This window comes from Streptomyces sp. NPDC079167 (genome assembly GCF_040686735.1).
Lineage (GTDB): Bacteria > Actinomycetota > Actinomycetes > Streptomycetales > Streptomycetaceae > Streptomyces.
Genome location: NZ_JBFBLO010000006.1, coordinates 380,016 through 397,162, shown reverse-complemented (window position 1 = coordinate 397,162; position 17,147 = coordinate 380,016). Strand labels below are relative to the sequence as shown.

Below are 17,147 nucleotides of genomic sequence, written 5' to 3'. Positions count from 1 at the left end.
GGTCAGAGGGGTCGGCGGTCCGAGTCGATCTCGGCGAAGTGGTCGAATTCGCCGGCCACGACACCCTTGGCGAACGCCTCCCACTTCTGTGCGGTGGTGGTGACCACGGTGTCGGGGTCGCCGGTCTCACGGAGGTACACGAGGTCCTCCGGGCCGAACGCGATCTCGATCCAGGGACCGGGGCCCTGCGCGTCCTCAGGGGCGGCGCGGGTCCAGGTGAGGTCGTCGGGGGTGTCAGCCACGGTGGTGGGTTTCCTTGACGGTGCGGATGAGGGCGGCCCAGGCGGTGGGGCTGGTCCGGAGTATCGCGCCGGTGGGGTCACCGCTCTCGGTGAGGGCGACCGAGGACTGGTCGGCGGCGATGTGTATGCAGGCTTCGCCCTGCGCGCAGTAGGAGGACTTCTGCCAGTCGGGGGTGGTCATCTTCGGGTCCCTCACAGTTCCTGAGCGATGGCGTGGATGAGGTCTCGTGATTGCTCCACCGGCAAGGCGGCAGCGTCCAGTCGTTCGAGGAGTAGCCGGTACTGGGCCAGTTGAGCCTCGGAGTCGATGAACACCGGGCCGTGGGACTGGTCGAGCTGCGCGGTGTCGAGGGCCGGCACGGGACCCTGCACGTAGTAGACCGACTGGCCGGACCCCGGGTAGTACGTGGCGGAGAACGGAATCACCCTGATGCTCACGTGGGAGCGCTCGCCCTGTGAGAGCAGGTGCTGAAGCTGGGCGCGGGCGATCTCCGGGCCGCCGAAACGCATGCGCAGGGCGGCTTCATGGATAAGGGCGCTGTACGGGGCGGCGTCATCCCGGTACAGGACGGCTTGTCGCTTCACGCGGTACGAGACCCGGTGCTCGATCTCGGGCGGCGAGATCTCAGGAACCGCCTGCCGGTAGATCTCACGCGCGTGGTCGACGGTCTGTAGGAGTCCCGGAATATGGATGCTGTGCGCAGCCCGCAGGCTTGTGCCGTGGTGCTCGATCTCGGCCAGGTCGAGGAGCTTCGGAGGCAGGGTTTCCCTGTACTCCTCCCACCAGCCGCGCTTGCGTTCACCGGTCATGGCGGCCAGGGCCTCGATCAGGGGCTGGTCCGTGCAGGAATACGCGTGGGCCGCGACCCGCACCCGGTCGGCGCTCACGCCGAAGCGCGCCACCTCCATGTTGCTGAGCTGCCCCGCGCTCGTGCCGAGGAGGTCGGCAGCCTGCGTGGTGGTCAGCCCGGCACGCTCGCGCAGCTTGCGCAGTTCCGCCCCCAGCCGCATACGGCGTGCAGTCGGTGCTGCCCTGCCTGCCATGTGAACTCTCCTTGGTCTCAGCGGCGTTGTGAGGCGTCACTCAAATGAGTGGTCCAACTCAAGGATTCCGGGCGTTTGCTGCAAGTAATCCTTGCGGGAGTCTAGTCTCTGACCCAGGCCCCCCGCCCGGAAGTACCCCGCTCGACGGAGCGGCCTCGTCACCGGGCCATGCGACACGCACATCCCGACGCTCCTCCGTGAACGGAGACTTCCAATGGCTCTGGCCACCGTAACGCCGCCCTGGGCGTACACCTTGCAACTTCCGCAGGATCCCCGTGGACCCGGGATCGCCCGGGCGACTCTGCGGACCGTGCTCACGGTGCACGGGATGCGGGATCTCATCGACACCGCCGAACTGCTGGCGAGCGAGCTCGTCACCAACGCCTACCGGCACTCCTCGGGCTCGTACTCGCTCCGGCTGTGCGGGGCGGGGCGTAACCGGGTGCGGGTCGGGGTCTGGGACTCCAGCCCGGAGATCCCGGATCCGTTCGGCCGAGGCGGCACTCCGCCCCCGTCGGCCGTTCTCGCCGAGCGAGGGCGGGGCCTGCATCTCGTACGGGAGTACGCGGACAGCTGGGGGGCGTACTTGATCCGGGGCGGACTGCCGGGGCAGGGCGGCAAGGTGCTGTGGGTCGAGTGCGCGTGGAAGCCGGAGTGTCAGTGGGATGGCGGCACGTGACACGGGGAGGGGTCGGACGATCCCGGGCCGGGCATCAACCGGCGGGGCAGAGTGTGTCCTTGTCGGGCATCCGGCCCTCGACCAGGTAGCGCGTGGTGGTGTTCAGCGCGCAGGGGTTGTCGCCGAGGACGTAGGCGCCGTGCCCGCCGTCGTCGACGCTGAGCAGCCGGGACCGGTCCGCGAACTTCCGGCGCAGCATCTTCCCGCCGGCGTGCGGTGTTGCCGGGTCGCGCAGGTTCTGTACGACGAGCACGTTCCGCGGTCCGTCGTCGTTGACCGCGACCGGCGGCTCGGCCGGGGCGTGCTGCCAGAAGGCGCAGGGTGTGATGTTGGCGGTGGCGGCGCCGAACAGCGGGTAGCGCTCGCGGTCCTCGGCGACGCCGCTCCGGTAGGTGGCGACGTTCCTGGGCCACTTGATGTCGTTGCAGGTCACGGCGAGGAACACCGACAGGGAGTTGTCGAACGAGGCCGGCACTTCGGCTGCGGCGGCGTTCTGTGACATCAGGCGGCGGGCCGCCGTGTCGTCGCCGTTGGCCAGTGTCTGCCACTGCTGAGCCAGCTTGGGGTACTGCAGCTTCTTGAACAGCTGGCCGAAGGTGGTCAGCCGCAGCAGGTTGCCGTCGATGCCGGCCACCGGAGCCTTGTCGAGTTGCTCGGCGAGGGTGAAGTAGGTCCTGCGGACCTGCGCGGGGGTGCGGCCCAGGCCGTAACTGTCGTGCCGTGCGGCTGCCCACTTCGCGAAGTCCGGGAACGACTGCTCCATCCCGAGGGCGTAGCGGCGCATCCCGTCGCGGTCCAGGTGGGTGTCACCGATGTTGCTGTCGAGCACGATCCGGTCGGAGCGCCCGGGGAACATCGACGCGTAGGCGGCGCCCAGTGCCGTGCCGTAGGAGTAGCCCAGATAGCTGGTCTTCTCCTCGCCGAGCGCGGCCCGGATGAGGTCCAGGTCGCGGGCGGTGTTCGCGGTGGTCAGGTGGCGCAGCAATCCGTCGCTGTCGTGCTCCGCACACTGCTGGGCCACCTGCTCGGCGACCTTCGCCTGCGCGGTGACCGCCGCGTCGTCCGCCGCGTACGGAGGGATGTTGGCGATGTAGGGGCCTTCCGGCGTGAGCCCGCACGAGACCGGTGCCGAATGCCCGATGCCGCGGGTGTCCATGCCGATCAGGTCGTAGCTGTCCAGTACGTCGGCGGGGATGCCCTGGGCCACCAGCAGCGCGGGCAGCGCCAGCCCTGACCCTCCGGGACCGCCCGGATTGAGCATGAGTGTTCCGCGCCGCTTGTCCGCGTCGGTGCTGGCCAGCCGGGAGATCATGAGGTCGATCCGGTCGCTCCCGGGGTCGGCGTGGTCCACCGGGACGGAAACGGTGCCGCACTGGAGGACGGTCGGAGCCGCCTCGGCCACGACTTCGTCCGGGCAGGTGCCCCACCGCACCTGCGGCGCACGTGGCCCGTCGGCGACAGCGGGCGCCGCGAGCAGCGTGCTGCTGAGGCCGAGGACGACCGCCAGAGCCGAGCTCCGGCCGATGACGCGTTGTCGTTTCATGTCGAGTCTCCGGGTCTCGTTCTACGGCTGTGGTCGCCTCCCATCGCACTCCGTGCCCTCGGGGCATGGTCAAGCCCGGCTCGCTCGGGAGAGGGGTCCGGTGCGGTCGGGGGTTGACCATGCCCCTGGGGCACGGTCTTGAATGGACCGTCCCCCTCCAGGAGCGGAGCACCCCAGGAAAGGGCTGCCGGTGGCGTGGAGCACGAGTCAGCTGGCCGAACTCGCCGGTACGACGCTGAAGACGGTCCGGCACTATCACGCGATCGGTCTGCTGGACGAGCCGGAACGAGCACCCAACGGCTACAAGCGGTACGGCATCAAGCACCTGGTCCGCCTGCTGCGCATCCGCAGGCTGGTCGACCTCGGCGTGCCGTTGTCGGACATCCCCTCCTTCGAGGCCGCCGACGAGCGAGGGGAGCAGATCCTGCGTGCCCTGGACGCCGAACTCGCCACGAGCATCGAACGTCAGCAGCGGATGCGGCAGGAACTGGCGGCGATCCTGGCCGACCGGGCCTCGGTCGACCTGCCCGCGGAATTCAGGACGCCGGCTCACGACCTGCCGGAGTCACAGCGGTCCTTCCTGCTGGCGTACTCCAGCATCCTCAACCCTGCGGCGATGTCCGCACTTCAGGAGCAGCTCGAAGGGCCTCGCAGCGCTGTGGCCGCCGAGTTCGAGGTCCTTCCCGAGGACGCTCCCGAGGAGGTGCGGCATCGGATCGCGGAGGGCCTCGCGCCCGAAACCCGCAGACAGCAGGAGGACCACCCCTTCCTGAGCGACCTGGAGGCCTCCTCCCGCCGGGAAGCGGCGATCACCCGGTCGGTGGTCCTGCAGGCAGTGGTCGAGTTCTACAACGAGGCCCAGCTGGACGTCCTGCAACGCGTCAACGCGTTGCTTTCAGAGGACGACACCGCCGGGGCGTGACCGGACCGGCTGGAGCCGGGTGCGCAGGAGGCAGAATTCGTTGCCTTCCGGGTCCGCCAGGACGTGCCAGCTCTCGTTGCCTGTCTGGCCCACGTCGGCGGGCCGCGCGCCGAGGGCGAGCAGCCGCTCCAGCTCGGCGTCCTGGTCGCGGTCGGTCGCGTTGACGTCGATGTGCAGCGGGAGCTTCCCGGCTCGCGGATCGCCGCCGGGGCTGAGGACGAGAGTGGGCTGCGGGCCGCCGAACCCGGCGTCGGGCGGCCCGATCTCGATGCTTCCGTCGTCCTCCCGGCCGAGCTCGACGTAACCGAGGACGTCGCTCCAGAACGCGGCGAGCCGCTCGGGGTCGGCGGCGTCGATGACCAGCTCACTGATGCGGCATGCCATGCCGGTCAGTGTAGGGAGGCCGTCGCGCTCTGCGGGCGATCCGGCGGAAGCGGCCGGGTGCGGGGGCGGGCAGGTGCTGCGGTCGCGGGCACCGGCCCGCCCCGGACCAGGACGGAGGATCAGCCGGCGTAGCGGGCCTCGAACGCTCCGAAGGAGCGCTCCTGGCGCAACTCCAGTCGGGCCTTAGGGTTCTGGGCCGTGAACCGGGCGCAGCGCGCCGATTCCATGACCTGGCACTCCGCGACCGGGCGGAAGCCCTGGCGCACGGGGTCGGAACGCCACAGGCTGCGGCCCGGCAGGAAGCCGTACTCCAGGGAGGCCCGGGCCAGGTCCTTCAGCTCCGGGTAGCCGAGTCCGTACGTACGGGCCGCCCGGCGGTACTCCTGGCCGATGTCACCGCGCGAGACCCCGGGGTCGTCGGTGGACAGCACCACGGGGACCCCGTACTTCCGGTAGACGGGGAACGGGTGCTCGTCACCCTCGACCTGGAGGATCTGCGCGTTGCTGGTGAGCGGGACCTCCACGGCGATCTGGCGGCGGGCCATGTCGCGGGCGAGGCGCTGCCAGCGGTCCTCGTGCACGAGGTCGACACCGTGACCGATGCGCTCGGCCTGGCCGGTGCGTACGGCGTCGTCGATGTGGAAGGTCAGGTCCTCGGGCTTCACCAGGCCGGGGACGAGCTCGCCCGCGTGCAGGGTGATGTGGGCACGGGGGTAGACGCCGTGCAGGTAGTTCAGCATGCGCATGTGCAGGCGGTAGTCCCGCAGGGAGATCTCGCCGTCCTCCGGCTGGACCAGGTTGACGGCGACGAACCGCTGATCGCGTTCGGCCAGGCGGAGCCCGAGGGCGATCTGGGTGAAGACGCGCTCCGGGGCGCTGTTGCGCGACACCTGGGAGACCCAGCGCACCGTGATCCGGCATGCGGGCCGGGGGGCAGCGGTCGCGCAGTCCGCGGTGTCGCGGAACTCCGTGTCGGCCGTGTCCGCTTCCTGCTTCGCGGTCGTCACCAGCTGGTCCAGCCGGCCGCCGGCGAGCAGTTTGCGGTGCATGGCGGCGAGGTCGGCGTCCCAGCCGACGTCGGCGGCCAGCTGCTTGGCGCCGGCCGAGGCGGGGCTGACCATGGTTTCCAGGTATGTCTGGTTCTGTGCGGCGGCGGTGCCCGCCACATCGGCCAGCATCTTCCCGCGGTGCGAGGTCGCGGCGCCGAACTTCCCGAACGTGGCGAAGAAGTGGTCGTGGCCCGACTCGCCCTGCGGGAAGTCCTGCATGGACCAGGCCCGGACGATCTCCTGCCGGAAACGGGCGTCCGTGAGGGCGTCCGCGGCCGGCCGGGTGCCGGTACCGCACGGCGGTGCGACGGCGGTCATCGTGGCGTCGATGCAGAGTTTGTCGTCGGCCGCGAGCTGGATGAGGTACTCGGTGCGGACCGCGCCGGACAGGTGATTGTGCAGGTCACCTCCCTTGGGCAGTTCCCGGAAGAAGCGGCCGGCCTCCTCAGGGTGTGCGCGCAGCCAGGCGGCGGTGCGCGCCTCGGCGGGGGTGGCCACCCGGGGCGGGGGTACGGACGCGGATGCGGCGGCCTGCGCCGACGGCCCTGCGGGAAGCGATGCGGCCAGGGCGGCCGTGGCGAGCCCTGCGGCCGTCAACAACCGGCGGGCGCGTGATGAGTTGTGGCGTACGGAGATCACGCCTTGCATGATCACGAAGAGTGGCCGGCATAACCCCGGACCGCGAGGACACCGCCCCGTAAACCATCCGTCCGGGGGACAGGCAGGTGCCGGGTGAGGCCCGGTTCATGCCCGGAACTCGGGTGGGAAACCGGTCCAGCGGAGCTCTGTGGGGAGGTGGCCCATGTCGTTGACCATGACCAGGGCGGCAGGCCTGCCGGGCGTGTACCGGATGACGGTCAGCGCCGCGTTGGCGTGGTTGAGGCCCAGCCAGCGCCAGGCGGGCGCGTCGAGGGCGTCCCGTACCAGCCAGGCGGCCAGGAACGCGTGCGTGACGACCAGTTCATGGCGGGGCTCCGCACCGTCCACCGGCCCGGTGAACCGTTCCTGCGCGGCGCGGGCCAGCTCGGGGCCCCGGCTGCGCTCGTCCTCCGGGAACTGCTCCACGAACCCGAGGAACCGGTCCGCCGACTCTTCGGGGAGTTCTTCCCGGCGCGGGACGTACGGGACGTAGTCCCCGGCCGGCTCCGAGGCATGCAGGGGAATGCCCCTTTCCAGCCGCTCATGGACCAGCCGGGCGGTCTGGGCGGCCCGGGGGAGCGGGCCGTGGTGGACAGCGGAGAGAGGTGTGCCCCGGAGCCGCTCGCCGAGGAGGGCTGCCTGGCGCCGGCCCCGTTCCGTCAGTTCGGTCTCGTCCGTGGACGCCTCGCCGTGCCGGGCGATGTAGAGGAAGCGGGTCGCGTTCGCGGTGGTCATGGGGCCCTTTCGGCTGGTCGGGGTGGTGCGGGGAGGGACGGTGTCTCCTTCCGGGCGGTTCCGGGTCGCGCGTTCGGGTGATGTCGGTGGGATTCCGTCCTTGCGGGGGCGGGGGTCCGGCTCGCGCCGGGGGTACACCCGGCGTGTCGGGTACGCCGGGTTTGGCACAGTGCCGCTCCGTGATCGAGAACGGGGTGAGCGGGATGGCCGTGGCACAAGAACTCAATGATCCGGCGGGCCCGCCGCCGGCCGGGGGCGGCTGCGGCCCGAGGTTGCGTCACAGCGACGGGCCGTGGTTGCGGGCCGCAGGGGGCGCTGCGGAGCTGGCTACCCAGCTGGTTCCCGTACGCGCGGAGTTGGGGCTGGCACACCGGCGGCTCACGGCGGAGGCCGGCCGGCTGACCGCGCTCGCGGAGCTGGCGGCCGTACGGGAGTCCTGGGAGCGGCGGTTCCAGGCGGCGCAGGGCGAGTGCGGAAGCCTGGCAGCCGGGCTGCGGGACGTCGCGCGTACGCAGGGCGCCACGAACGAGGCCGTCAGGTCGTCCTTCGCCTCGGTGAAGCCCTGCGTAGGTGACGAGCGGTGACGCGGATGCTGACCTGGGCGGAGTTACGGGACCTGGAGTGCGCCGAGCTGGAGGGCGCGGCCGACGGCTGGGGCAGGTCGAGCAACCGGGCCGACGCGGCGCGGGACCGCATCGAGCAGCAGTTGCTCACCGGCCTCCGCGACACGCAGGAGGGCGAGGCGGCACGGGCGGTGGTCGCGCGGCTGCGGCAGCTGGGGCGGAACTTCCAGTACGTGTACACCGAGTGCGGGTTGCTCCGTACGACGCTGAACTCCCTGGCCCACGAGCTGAAGACGCAGCAACGGGCTTTGAACGAGGCCCTGGAGGACGCGGCCGCACTGAAGTTCACGGTGCACGCGGACGGCTCGGTGACGTACCCGGCTGCGGGCGCGGGGCTCGTCGACGGTGCGCCGCTGCGAGGCGGGACGGCGTCGTCGAACGGCCTTCCGGGGCTGGTCCCGCCGTCGGGCCTGGTCGCGCCCAACCCCCACGCGGCCAAGGCGCAGGACATCGCGGACCGGGTGACGGGGGCGGTGCGGGCCGCCTCCGAGATCGACTGGCGATACGCGGGAATCCTGCGCCGGCTGAAGGCGGAAGAGGGGCTGAAGGTCCCGGACTCCACCTGGAAGGACGCGGCGGGTGACGCGGCGGCGGTGCGGGGGGCGGCGGGGGCCTACCTGAAGGACGCCATCCCGCTCGGCGCGTCTCCGGCGGAGCGGCGTGACTGGTGGGCGGGGCTGACCCAGGAACAGCGCGAGGAGTACCTCGCGGTCTACCCGGACCAGATCGGGAACCTGGACGGCATCCCGGCCCTCGTCCGCGACGCGGCCAACCGGGACAACCTGCGGCTGCTGATCGGGGAGTTGGAGGGGCGGGACGACGAGAAGGCGGTGACGCAGTTGGCGGGGCTGCGGGAGATTGATCGGCAGTTGGGGGCGGCTGCCAAGCCTGGGGAACCGCCGATGTACCTGCTGGGTGTCAGCGACGAGGGAAACGGGCGAGCGATCGTCGCGTTCGGCAACCCTGATACAGCAAAGAACGTTTCGACCTATGTGCCCGGCTTAAATACCTCCTTGGACAAGGAATTTGCGGAGGGAGACCTGAAGCGGGCTCGTGACACGGCGATTGGATCTCGGTACCACGACCCATCTAGCGCGGCCATTGCATGGCTCGGATATGACGCTCCTCAGGCTATCGACGGTCTCGGCACTTTCTCCGTGGCTCTTGATGATCGGGCCGTGGAGGGTGGGCAGCGCTTGCATGAATTTTCCAGCGGATTGACTGCTACGAACATTAACGCTGATCCGCACTTCACGGCCATCGGGCACTCGTACGGATCGCGCACAGTGGGTGCGGCCACTCAGCAAGGCGATGGAATTCCAGGAGTTGACGATATCGTTTTGGTGGGGAGCCCGGGGGTGGGCGTTGATCGTGCCGAGGATCTGGGGGTAGGGGAGTCCCACGTCTTTGTCGGGGCTGCGGAGAACGACGGGGTGACAATGGTGCCGTCGAAAAGGCAGGCGGTCGTGGGTGCTTCGGCTGGCGTGTTAGGCCCGCTTTCCTTCCTTGCAGGTGACGTTGCTGACAGAGGCGACGATGACCTCTGGTTCGGCAAGGATCCGGCGAGTGAAGAATTCGGCGCAAGGCGCTTCCGTGTCGATGACGGCCCCGGGCTCGCCGGATCCAGTGGTCCGACAATCGCCGCGCACTCTCTGTACTTTGACCCGAAGAGGGATGCGGAGTCATCGTCCAACATTGCCCTAATTGCCGCCGGGCGTTCTGACAAGATTCGAAATCAGGAGTATCGATGAGTCGTGCGTTCTGCTACGCACCTGCAGTTCTAGCCGCCGCATTGGTCATGTCGGGTTGCGCTGGTGCAGTTGAGCCGTCTGGTGAAACAGGGAGTCCTGGAATGAATATGCAGGAAGCGGCGAATCGTGCTGACAGGATTCTGGACGACATGTTCGACCAGGTTCGCCCGGCGGTCAGCTGGACCCACGGCCCGACAACCACTGGGAGTTGCGACGTAACCAGACGGCGCGCAGTGATGACCATCGTGTCTGCGCAACGTAGGGGAAGTTTCCTGGGCGTGGTGGATCGCTCATGGCGCAGTAGCGGCTATCGGATGAAATCCATCAACAATGACCCGGATGTGCCGGCAATCTTTGCCCAGACAAAGGATGGTTTCGGTGTAAGTCTGATCGTCGGAGGCGAGGGGCAAGTGTTCTTCGAGGTGGACAGCCCCTGCGTCGAGGAGTCGGAGGTCGCTGAATCCACCACCAAGGCGACGGCCCCCACCTACGAGGGCATGGAGCACATCCCCCGCCCCAACATCCGCTCGCCCTTCTGGTCCGCCGGCGCCCCCTGATCCCCCTCGGCCGCCCCTGACGCCCCCTCATGCCTCCATCCACCCGTACACACCAGCGAATCGCGTCGTGAACCGCGCCCGAATGGGGGATGGTTGAGGCGTGCGGAAATACTGGGTGTTCGTCGGCGGTGGGATCGGGCTGGGCCTGTGCTTCATCGCCCTGCTCGTCGTCGGGACGTACTCCGCCGCCGCCGGGATCTCCGGGGCGAGCGGGGCCGTCGGGCTGGCCAAGGGGGCCGTGCCCGCGCGGTACCAGCCGCTCGTCGAGAAGTGGGGCAATCTGTGCCCCGCCATCAACCCCGCCCTGCTGGCCGCGCAGTTGTATCAGGAAAGTGGCTGGAATCCGCGCGCCCAGAGCCATGCCGCCGCGCAGGGCATCGCGCAGTTCATCCCCGGGACCTGGGCCACTCACGGCATCGACGGGGACAAGGACGGGGACCGGGACGTGTGGGATCCGGCCGACGCGATCCCGTCCGCCGCGTCCTACGACTGCGAGATCGCCGGCTACGTCAAGAAGGTCCCGGGCGACCCGACCGACAACATGCTCGCCGCGTACAACGCGGGTGCGTACCGCGTGATCCGGGCGGGCGGGGTGCCCGCGATCAGCGAGACGCAGAACTACGTGAAGATCATCCGTTCCCTGGAGAAGAGTTTCGCCAAGCCGGTCGGCCGGGTGCAGCCTTCGCAGCAGGCCGCCGGGGCCATCTACTTCGCGCAGAAGAAGCTGGGTACCCCCTACCTCTGGGGCGGGAACGGGACGGCCGACCAGGGGGGCCGGTTCGACTGTTCCGGGCTGACTCAGGCCGCGTACCGGACGGTCGACATCGAGCTGCCCCGGGTGGCGAACGACCAGTACAACGCCGGCCCGCACCCCTCACGGGAGGAGCTCCTCCCCGGAGACCTGGTGTTCTTTTCGGACGATCTGAACAACTCGCGGGCCATCCGGCACGTGGGGCTCTACGTCGGGGGCGGCTACATGATCAACGCGCCGTACACCGGCGCGGTGATCCGGTTCGACAAGATCGACACCCCCGACTACTTCGGTGCGACAAGGGTCACGAAGGACGGGGCCGCGGCGCTTCCCACCGCGCTCCCGGAAAGCTGACGGGCAGTCGGCCGTGGCCGGAACTCTCCGTGAAGCCCAGGCCCTGAGCTGCGACGATGAGTCACTCTTCGATAACGTCATGGTGATCATTCGGTGGAGAGCGGAACGCAGAGAGCTGACAGACCGTTCCCTGGACTGGGACAGCATGCGCACATGACCATGCGCGGCTGTCCAGACCGGTCAGGCGTGACGGCATCATGGCGTGGCGCGGCACCGAATCCGCACCGACCACGGGGGTCAGACCAAGGCGACGCACGCCGTTGTGCGTCGCAGCAGAAGCAGACAAGGCAAGGGGCCGCGGCAGATGGCTGGACTCGCACTCGATGGGTCGAACCCCGATGTCAGCCTGCTCTACGACATCAACGGGCTGGCGAAGGCCGCTCCGACCTGGTTCGACCGGGTCATGGAGTTCGTCGGTGAATTCGGGATCATGCTCGCCATGGTCCTGGCGGTCCTGTGGTGCTGGTGGAGCGTGCGCCGACGCGGGACGACCGAGGACTCGGTGACGGCGGTTGCCGGGCTCGTGTGGGCACCGCTCGCCGCCGGGATCGCGTTGCTCGTCAACATCCCGATCAGGGGCTTCGTGGAGCGGCCACGTCCGTTCTTCGACCACAAGGGACTCGAAGTCCTGGTGAAGGGCAAGACGGACTTCTCCTTCGTGAGCGACCACGCGACGATGGCGATGGCGATCGCCGTGGGGCTGTTCGTGGCCAACAGGAAGTTCGGCCTGGTGGCGATCGCGCTGGCACTCCTCGAGGGCTTCTGCCGCGTCTACATGGGCGTGCACTACCCGACCGACGTGATCGGCGGCTTCGCTCTCGGCACCGCTGTGGCGCTGCTGCTCGCCCCGCTCGCGATGATGCTGCTGACTCCTCTGGTGGGGGCCGTGGCCCGCGCCGGAGCGGTTGGCCGGCTCGTCCGCTCGGGCAAAGCGGTCACCGCTGCGGACGGGCGCGGCGGGGCGCAGGGGATTCCGGAGCCGAGCACGGGCTCCGGCCGGGGCGGCGCGCCCGGCGAGAGGGACCTCGCCGCGTAGGCGGAGAGAACCGGCGGTTCATGAGGGGCGTCCCGCGGGGGGCGCCCCTCACGCATGGGCCGGGGCAGCCCCACGGTGGCCACTTCGGTGGTTCCGAGCCCGTGCCGCCGACGGCGCGGCATCATGGCCGGAGATCCGGGGGGTGGTGCATGTGGCCGGTCGGCGGCTGACACGGCAGGAAGTCAATCGTCGGCACGAGCGGACGGGGTTCGTGGGGCGCCGCGGTGAGCTCGCGGTGTTCCGGGAGACGTTCGCGCGTGATCCCGAGGAAGCCGACTTCCCGTTCCTGTTCCATGTGCGCGGCAACGGGGGTGTGGGCAAGTCCACCCTCGTACGGCAGTGGGAGTCCACCGCCCGCGAGCAGTCCACCGTCGTCACGGCGTTCGTGGACGACGAGGTGCACGACGCCGTCGAGGCGATGGAGGCCGTCAGTGCCCGGCTGGGCCGGCAGGGGCACCCGCTCAAGCGGTTCGACAAGCAGCTGGCGACCTACCGGCAGCGCAGGCACCAGGCCGAGAGCGCTGCCCCCGCACCGCAGACCGACCCCTCGGGCAGCCCGCCCGCCTCGCCGTCCAGCACGGTGGCCGCCCAGGTCGGGCTGGTCGGCCTGGGCATGGTGCCCGGGGTCGGCGCGTTCGTCGGCGCGGTGGATCCGCAGCAGGTCGCGCTGGGCGCGGACCGGGTGCGGGCGGCCCTCAACATGCGGCTGCGCAGTCATGACGACGTCCAGCTGGTGATGAATCCGGTAGCCGTCCTCGCCCCGGTCTTCCTGGAGGACCTGGCCGAGGTCGCGGAGCGGTGCGCGCGGGTGGTGCTGTTCTTCGACGTGTACGAGCGGACCGGGCCCGTGCTCGACGCCTGGCTGCACGACATCGTCTTCGGCGAGGAGTACGGGGGCCTGCCGGTCAACGTCCAGGTCGTGCTCTCCGGCCGGCCGCGCCTGGACACCCGGGTCTGGGGCGACCGGCTGGGCCAGGTCACCGAGGTGCGCCTGGAGGTGTTCACGGAGGGAGAGGCGCGCACGCTGCTCGCCACCCACGGCGTCACCGAGGAGCCCAGCGTCGATCTGGTCCTGCGCCTGTCGGGGCGGCTTCCGCTGCTGGTGGACATGCTGGCGCGCAGCGAGGCCAGCAGCGGCGACAGCTTCGGGGACCCGTCGGAGACGGCGGTCGAGCGGTTCCTGAAGTGGGAGCCGGACGCCGGGCGGCGTGAGGCGGCGCTGGCCTGTGCGCTTCCGCTGCAGATCGACGAGGACGTGTACCGGGCCGCCGTGCCGGAGGCCGCCGCCGACGACTACCCGTGGCTGCGCGGCCTCGCGTTCGTCTCCACGCAGGCGGGCCGGTGCCGCTACCACGACGTGGTGCGTGCGGCGATGCTGCGCCTGCAGCGCGGCCGGTCGCCGGCCCGGTGGCAGCGGGCGCACACCCGTCTTGCAGAGGTGTTCGAGAGGTGGCGCCTGGATGCGGAGTCCGGCCTCGGCACCGCAGCCGGCACGTCCAGGTGCTGGGAGGACGCCGTCTGGCGCGAACACCGGCTCAACGAGACCTACCACCGGCTGTGCGCGAACCACCGGACCGCCTTGCCCGACGCCCTCCACCAGGCCGTCCACGCGATCGACCACGACCTCGCCACGCTGCGGCGCTGGGCCCAGATCCTCGGGCAGGCGGGAGACGACACGGAGACGGCGGTCCTCGGTGCCTGGGGGCGGCGTCTGGAATCCGCCGGTGAGCACGACCGGGCGGGCACCGCGGTGCTGGAAGTGCTGCTGGCCGCTCCCGAACTCGGTGCGCCGGGGCGCGCCCTGGCCTACTCCGTCCGGGCCGGGGAGCACCGGATCGCGGGCGACCACGAGAGGGCGCTGGCGGACTACGCGCGGGCCACGGACCTCGATCCGGACGCCTCGCGCCCCTACGCGGGCCGTGGTGAGACGTACCGGCTGATGGGCCGTCACGAGGAGGCGGTCGCCGCCTGTACCCGTGCGCTGCAGCTCGATCCCCTCGACGCACGGGCCGTCGGAAGCCGCGGGGACGCCTACCGGAACCTGGGCCGCCACGACAAGGCCCTCGCGGACTTCGCCCGCGCCATCGATCTCGACCCGGGGTACGCGTGGGCGTACGGCGGCCGCGCCCAGGTCCACGAGGCGTCGGGCCGCCCCGAGGACGCGATCGCCGACTACACCCGGGCCATCGGGATCAACCCGCAGTACGCGTGGGCCTTCGGGAGCAGGGCGTACGTCCACCAGGTCCAGGGCCGTCACGCCGAGGCCCTCGCCGACTACACCCGGGCCATCGGGATCAACCCGCGCTACCAGTGGGCCTTCGCCAGCCGCGCCCGGGTCCACCACATCATGGGCGAGTACGAGGACGCTCTCACCGACTACGCCCGGGCCGTCGAGATCGACCCGGATTACGCGTGGGCCCTCGCCAGCCGGGCGAGCACCTACGAGAAGCTCGGCCGTCACGAGGAAGCACTGGCCGGCTACACCCGGGCCATCGAGGCCGACCCACGCTACGAATGGGCCCTCACCGGCCGCGGGGAGCTGTACCGGCGGCTCGGCCGCTACGAGGAAGCACTGGCCGACCACTCCCTGGCCCTCGAGAGCAACCCGCGCTACGACTGGGCCGTCCTCAACCGAGGGATGGTCCTCCGGCGGTTGGGCCGGTACGCGGAGGCCGCCGCCGACTACACGCGGGCCATGGAGATCGACCCCCGGTCTGGGACGTTCGTCTCCCACCGCGCGGAGATGTACCGGCGCGCGGGCCTCCACGAGGAGGCGTCCGCCGACTACCGCCTGGTCATGGCGGCCGAGGCTCCGGCCGCGTGGTCGTACGCCGGCCGTGCGCAGCTGCGTCTGCGGCTAGGGCGTTACGAGGAGGCGCTCGCCGACTGCGTACGGGCTGTGGAGATCAACCCGGATGAGGGCTGGTACGTAGGCCTGTACGCCCTCTCCTCCCGTCTGACGGGTGACGAGCAGGAGGCCGGGACGCATTTCCTGCGCGCGATCCGCATGCTCCTCGCGGACCGGGCAGGGGACAGCAGCAGGCAGGCTCTGGTGCTGGGGTGCGTCCTGTTTATGGACTGCGCGCTCCAGGAATGGGGGCGTGCCACCGCGCGGTGCGACGACCTTCTCGGCCGGACGCCGGAGGCGCACGTGATCCGGGAGGTGCTGGAAGACCTCTCACTGCTCCGGTGCGTACAGCCGTCCTTGGTGCCCGGCTCCGACCCTCTCGTGCGTCGGCTGGGGGAAGCGCTCGCCTGACCGCTCAGCTGTCCGCGCCGACGAGGTGTTCGGCCGCGTCCGTGCGGGCCCGGTCGCGCGCGCGCCGGGCCGGACCCGACCAGCCGCAGCTGCACCGGGCGACGCAGAACGAGCCTCGTTCGACCGTGGTGGTGCTGTGCGGCGGGGAGAGGGCGGTGGTGGGTGCGGAGCCCGGAGCGAGCGGCGGGGCCGGGGCGTGGGCTGGGGGGTCCTCATGCACGGATCCACGGTACTGCGGGCCGGTCGGTGCCGTCACCGAGTGGGCCGATCGGCTTCCGGAAGGGGCACGGTGGCGTGACGGGGCGCCCCGGCCGTCGTTAGGCGAGGCGGGCGGGAACTCGGTCAGGTGTACGTCGTTGGGGGCTGGCAGGCAATGGTGGTGCAGCAGCGCAGGTGCGGAGGCGGGCCGCTGGCTGTGTTGGCCCTTGCCGTCGCAGGAGTGGTGACGGTGGGCAGCGGATGCTCCGGTGCGGGTGGTGACGGCGGCGAGGTGACCGGTGAACGCGTCGCCCGGGCCGGCCCGGCGGGCGCTCCGGCGGCCGTGGTGCGCGGGGCGGCCGAGGCGCTCGCCGGTGCGGGCAGCGCCGAGACGCGTACGTCGATGGAGACCGCGGCCGGGGGCACCAGGGTGACGATCAGGGGCCAGGGGGCGTACGACTTCCGCAGGCAGCTGGGCCGGATCAAGGTCATCCTGCCCAAGGACGCAGCCGGCTCCGACGAGCACCGGCCGATCACCGAGCTGCTGGCGCCCGGTGCGCTGTACATGAAGAACCGTGGGGCCGGGGTGCCGGACGACAAATGGGTACGGATCGACACGACGGCCCTGGAGGACGGGAATCTGGTCACCGGCGGTGTGACCGATCCGACGGCCTCCGCCGAGTTGCTGCGCGGTGCTGGTGAGGTGACGTACGTCGGGCGGACGGAGCTGGCCGGGGTGGCGGTCCGGCACTACCGGGGGACGGCGGAGCTCGGGAGGGCGGCGCGGGAGGCGTCGCCGTCCTCGCGCGGGGCACTGGCAGCCGCGGCGAAAGGGTTCAGCACGGACACGGTGCCCTTCGACGCCTATCTGGACGACGAGGGCCTGCTGCGGAAGGTGCGTCATCGCTTCACCTTCGCGACCGAGGGCCCGGCGGTCGCGGTGGTCTCGACGATGCTGCTGTACGGCTTCGGGGCGCCGGTCTCCGTGGAGCTCCCGCCGGAGGCGGACATCTATACGGGGCGGGTCCAGCAGGGCGGGAGTGGCCCGGAAACGCCGTAGGGAGGGGGCCGAAATGGTCCGTCCGTGCCATGCGCGGCGCGTGTTGCGCTCCCTACGCTAGGGACTCGGTGCGCCAGGAGTCGGCGACAGCAGAGAGAGGTGACGCAGGTGGTGACGCTCAGCGCTCCGAACGCTCAGGACTGTGTGGCCCTCGCCGAGATCGAACTCTGCGGCGAACTCATGATCGCCGCGGCGGACGCGCTCGAGGACCGGCTCAGTCCCGACCGTATCGACGAGGTGCTCAACGTCAGGGACGTGCCCTGCGAGCCGGTGCCGACGATCCCCCGGCAGGGCCGCCAGCGGGGATGACCTCTCCTCCGC

18 protein-coding genes are annotated in these 17,147 nt (G+C 70.5%); 10 read left to right on the top strand and 8 right to left on the bottom strand.

Annotated features, from left to right (window positions below):
* Positions 1-2 precede the first annotated feature (2 nt).
* Genes AB0P41_RS16180 through AB0P41_RS16170 form a run of 3 tightly spaced genes read right to left on the bottom strand, consistent with a single transcriptional unit; the run spans position 3 to position 1,286 of the window.
* On the bottom strand, positions 3-242 hold the full coding sequence (locus tag AB0P41_RS16180; protein WP_356708076.1) for a DUF397 domain-containing protein: 240 nt from the start codon (positions 240-242) through the stop codon (positions 3-5).
* Positions 235-423, bottom strand: coding sequence for a DUF397 domain-containing protein (locus AB0P41_RS16175; protein WP_356708075.1), 189 nt, complete (start codon positions 421-423; stop codon positions 235-237). Before AB0P41_RS16175 ends, AB0P41_RS16180 begins: the two co-directional genes overlap by 8 nt.
* Positions 424-434: 11 nt before the next feature.
* A complete protein-coding gene (locus AB0P41_RS16170; protein WP_365932508.1) occupies positions 435-1,286 on the bottom strand; it encodes a Scr1 family TA system antitoxin-like transcriptional regulator in 852 nt (283 codons plus the stop codon).
* Positions 1,287-1,500: 214 nt separating this feature from the next.
* Between AB0P41_RS16170 and AB0P41_RS16165 the strand changes: the two genes are divergently transcribed.
* The gene (locus AB0P41_RS16165) at positions 1,501-1,965 is read left to right on the top strand and encodes an ATP-binding protein (RefSeq protein ID WP_356708073.1); all 465 of its coding nucleotides are present in this window, start codon (positions 1,501-1,503) and stop codon (positions 1,963-1,965) included.
* A 34-nt stretch (positions 1,966-1,999) separates the two neighbouring features.
* Here AB0P41_RS16165 and AB0P41_RS16160 read toward each other — a convergent pair whose 3' ends face one another.
* The gene (locus AB0P41_RS16160; protein ID WP_365932506.1) at positions 2,000-3,508 is read right to left on the bottom strand and encodes an alpha/beta hydrolase; all 1,509 of its coding nucleotides are present in this window, start codon (positions 3,506-3,508) and stop codon (positions 2,000-2,002) included.
* Positions 3,509-3,698: 190 nt separating this feature from the next.
* On the opposite strand from AB0P41_RS16160, the gene AB0P41_RS16155 reads away from it, so the two are divergent.
* Entirely contained in the window at positions 3,699-4,430 is a 732-nt protein-coding gene (locus AB0P41_RS16155) for a MerR family transcriptional regulator (RefSeq protein ID WP_365932504.1), read from the top strand.
* Here AB0P41_RS16155 and AB0P41_RS16150 read toward each other — a convergent pair.
* From AB0P41_RS16150 to AB0P41_RS16140, 3 genes are all read right to left on the bottom strand, one after another.
* Entirely contained in the window at positions 4,404-4,814 is a 411-nt protein-coding gene (locus tag AB0P41_RS16150; RefSeq protein ID WP_365932502.1) for a VOC family protein, read from the bottom strand. The genes AB0P41_RS16155 and AB0P41_RS16150 overlap by 27 nt on opposite strands.
* A gap of 119 nt (positions 4,815-4,933) precedes the next feature.
* Positions 4,934-6,511, bottom strand: a complete 1,578-nt coding sequence (locus AB0P41_RS16145) for an adenosine deaminase (RefSeq protein ID WP_365932500.1) — start codon at positions 6,509-6,511, stop codon at positions 4,934-4,936.
* 96 nt (positions 6,512-6,607) lie between these two features.
* Positions 6,608-7,237, bottom strand: a complete 630-nt coding sequence (locus AB0P41_RS16140) for a histidine phosphatase family protein (RefSeq protein ID WP_356708068.1) — start codon at positions 7,235-7,237, stop codon at positions 6,608-6,610.
* Between the two features lie 179 nt (positions 7,238-7,416).
* Between AB0P41_RS16140 and AB0P41_RS16135 the strand changes: the two genes are divergently transcribed.
* From AB0P41_RS16135 to AB0P41_RS16110, 6 genes are all read left to right on the top strand, one after another.
* Positions 7,417-7,821, top strand: coding sequence for a hypothetical protein (locus AB0P41_RS16135; protein WP_365932498.1), 405 nt, complete (start codon positions 7,417-7,419; stop codon positions 7,819-7,821).
* A gap of 5 nt (positions 7,822-7,826) precedes the next feature.
* A complete protein-coding gene (locus AB0P41_RS16130; RefSeq protein WP_365932554.1) occupies positions 7,827-9,611 on the top strand; it encodes an alpha/beta hydrolase in 1,785 nt (594 codons plus the stop codon).
* Positions 9,612-9,712: 101 nt separating this feature from the next.
* The gene (locus AB0P41_RS16125; RefSeq protein WP_365932496.1) at positions 9,713-10,168 is read left to right on the top strand and encodes a hypothetical protein; all 456 of its coding nucleotides are present in this window, start codon (positions 9,713-9,715) and stop codon (positions 10,166-10,168) included.
* A 100-nt stretch (positions 10,169-10,268) separates the two neighbouring features.
* Entirely contained in the window at positions 10,269-11,273 is a 1,005-nt protein-coding gene (locus AB0P41_RS16120) for a bifunctional lytic transglycosylase/C40 family peptidase (protein WP_356708065.1), read from the top strand.
* A 304-nt stretch (positions 11,274-11,577) separates the two neighbouring features.
* Positions 11,578-12,309: a phosphatase PAP2 family protein gene (locus AB0P41_RS16115; RefSeq protein ID WP_356708064.1), complete on the top strand. Its 732-nt coding sequence runs from the start codon at positions 11,578-11,580 to the stop codon at positions 12,307-12,309.
* A gap of 211 nt (positions 12,310-12,520) precedes the next feature.
* Positions 12,521-15,568, top strand: coding sequence for a tetratricopeptide repeat protein (locus AB0P41_RS16110; protein WP_365932495.1), 3,048 nt, complete (start codon positions 12,521-12,523; stop codon positions 15,566-15,568).
* Positions 15,569-15,572: 4 nt separating this feature from the next.
* Here the strand turns inward: AB0P41_RS16110 and AB0P41_RS16105 are convergent, their stop codons facing one another.
* Positions 15,573-15,788: a hypothetical protein gene (locus tag AB0P41_RS16105; RefSeq protein WP_365932493.1), complete on the bottom strand. Its 216-nt coding sequence runs from the start codon at positions 15,786-15,788 to the stop codon at positions 15,573-15,575.
* Positions 15,789-15,941: 153 nt separating this feature from the next.
* Here AB0P41_RS16105 and AB0P41_RS16100 point away from each other — a divergent pair, with 153 nt between their 5' ends.
* Both AB0P41_RS16100 and AB0P41_RS16095 read left to right on the top strand, forming a co-directional pair.
* Complete coding sequence (locus tag AB0P41_RS16100; protein WP_365932553.1) at positions 15,942-16,826, top strand: hypothetical protein; 885 nt, start codon at positions 15,942-15,944, stop codon at positions 16,824-16,826.
* Positions 16,827-16,925: 99 nt separating this feature from the next.
* The gene (locus AB0P41_RS16095) at positions 16,926-17,135 is read left to right on the top strand and encodes a hypothetical protein (protein WP_356708061.1); all 210 of its coding nucleotides are present in this window, start codon (positions 16,926-16,928) and stop codon (positions 17,133-17,135) included.
* Positions 17,136-17,147 lie beyond the last annotated feature (12 nt).

Bases quoted from the DNA above. Each gene is read 5' to 3' on its own strand.
- AB0P41_RS16165 (WP_356708073.1), top strand. From the start codon at position 1,501: ATGGCTCTGGCCACCGTAACGCCGCCCTGGGCGTACACCTTGCAACTT.
- AB0P41_RS16160 (WP_365932506.1), bottom strand. From the start codon at position 3,508: ATGAAACGACAACGCGTCATCGGCCGGAGCTCGGCTCTGGCGGTCGTC.
- AB0P41_RS16175 (WP_356708075.1), bottom strand. From the start codon at position 423: ATGACCACCCCCGACTGGCAGAAGTCCTCCTACTGCGCGCAGGGCGAA.
- AB0P41_RS16125 (WP_365932496.1), top strand. From the start codon at position 9,713: ATGAATATGCAGGAAGCGGCGAATCGTGCTGACAGGATTCTGGACGAC.
- AB0P41_RS16140 (WP_356708068.1), bottom strand. From the start codon at position 7,237: ATGACCACCGCGAACGCGACCCGCTTCCTCTACATCGCCCGGCACGGC.
- AB0P41_RS16115 (WP_356708064.1), top strand. From the start codon at position 11,578: ATGGCTGGACTCGCACTCGATGGGTCGAACCCCGATGTCAGCCTGCTC.
- AB0P41_RS16170 (WP_365932508.1), bottom strand. From the start codon at position 1,286: ATGGCAGGCAGGGCAGCACCGACTGCACGCCGTATGCGGCTGGGGGCG.
- AB0P41_RS16145 (WP_365932500.1), bottom strand. From the start codon at position 6,511: ATGCAAGGCGTGATCTCCGTACGCCACAACTCATCACGCGCCCGCCGG.
- AB0P41_RS16100 (WP_365932553.1), top strand. From the start codon at position 15,942: ATGGTGGTGCAGCAGCGCAGGTGCGGAGGCGGGCCGCTGGCTGTGTTG.
- AB0P41_RS16130 (WP_365932554.1), top strand. From the start codon at position 7,827: ATGCTGACCTGGGCGGAGTTACGGGACCTGGAGTGCGCCGAGCTGGAG.
- AB0P41_RS16150 (WP_365932502.1), bottom strand. From the start codon at position 4,814: ATGGCATGCCGCATCAGTGAGCTGGTCATCGACGCCGCCGACCCCGAG.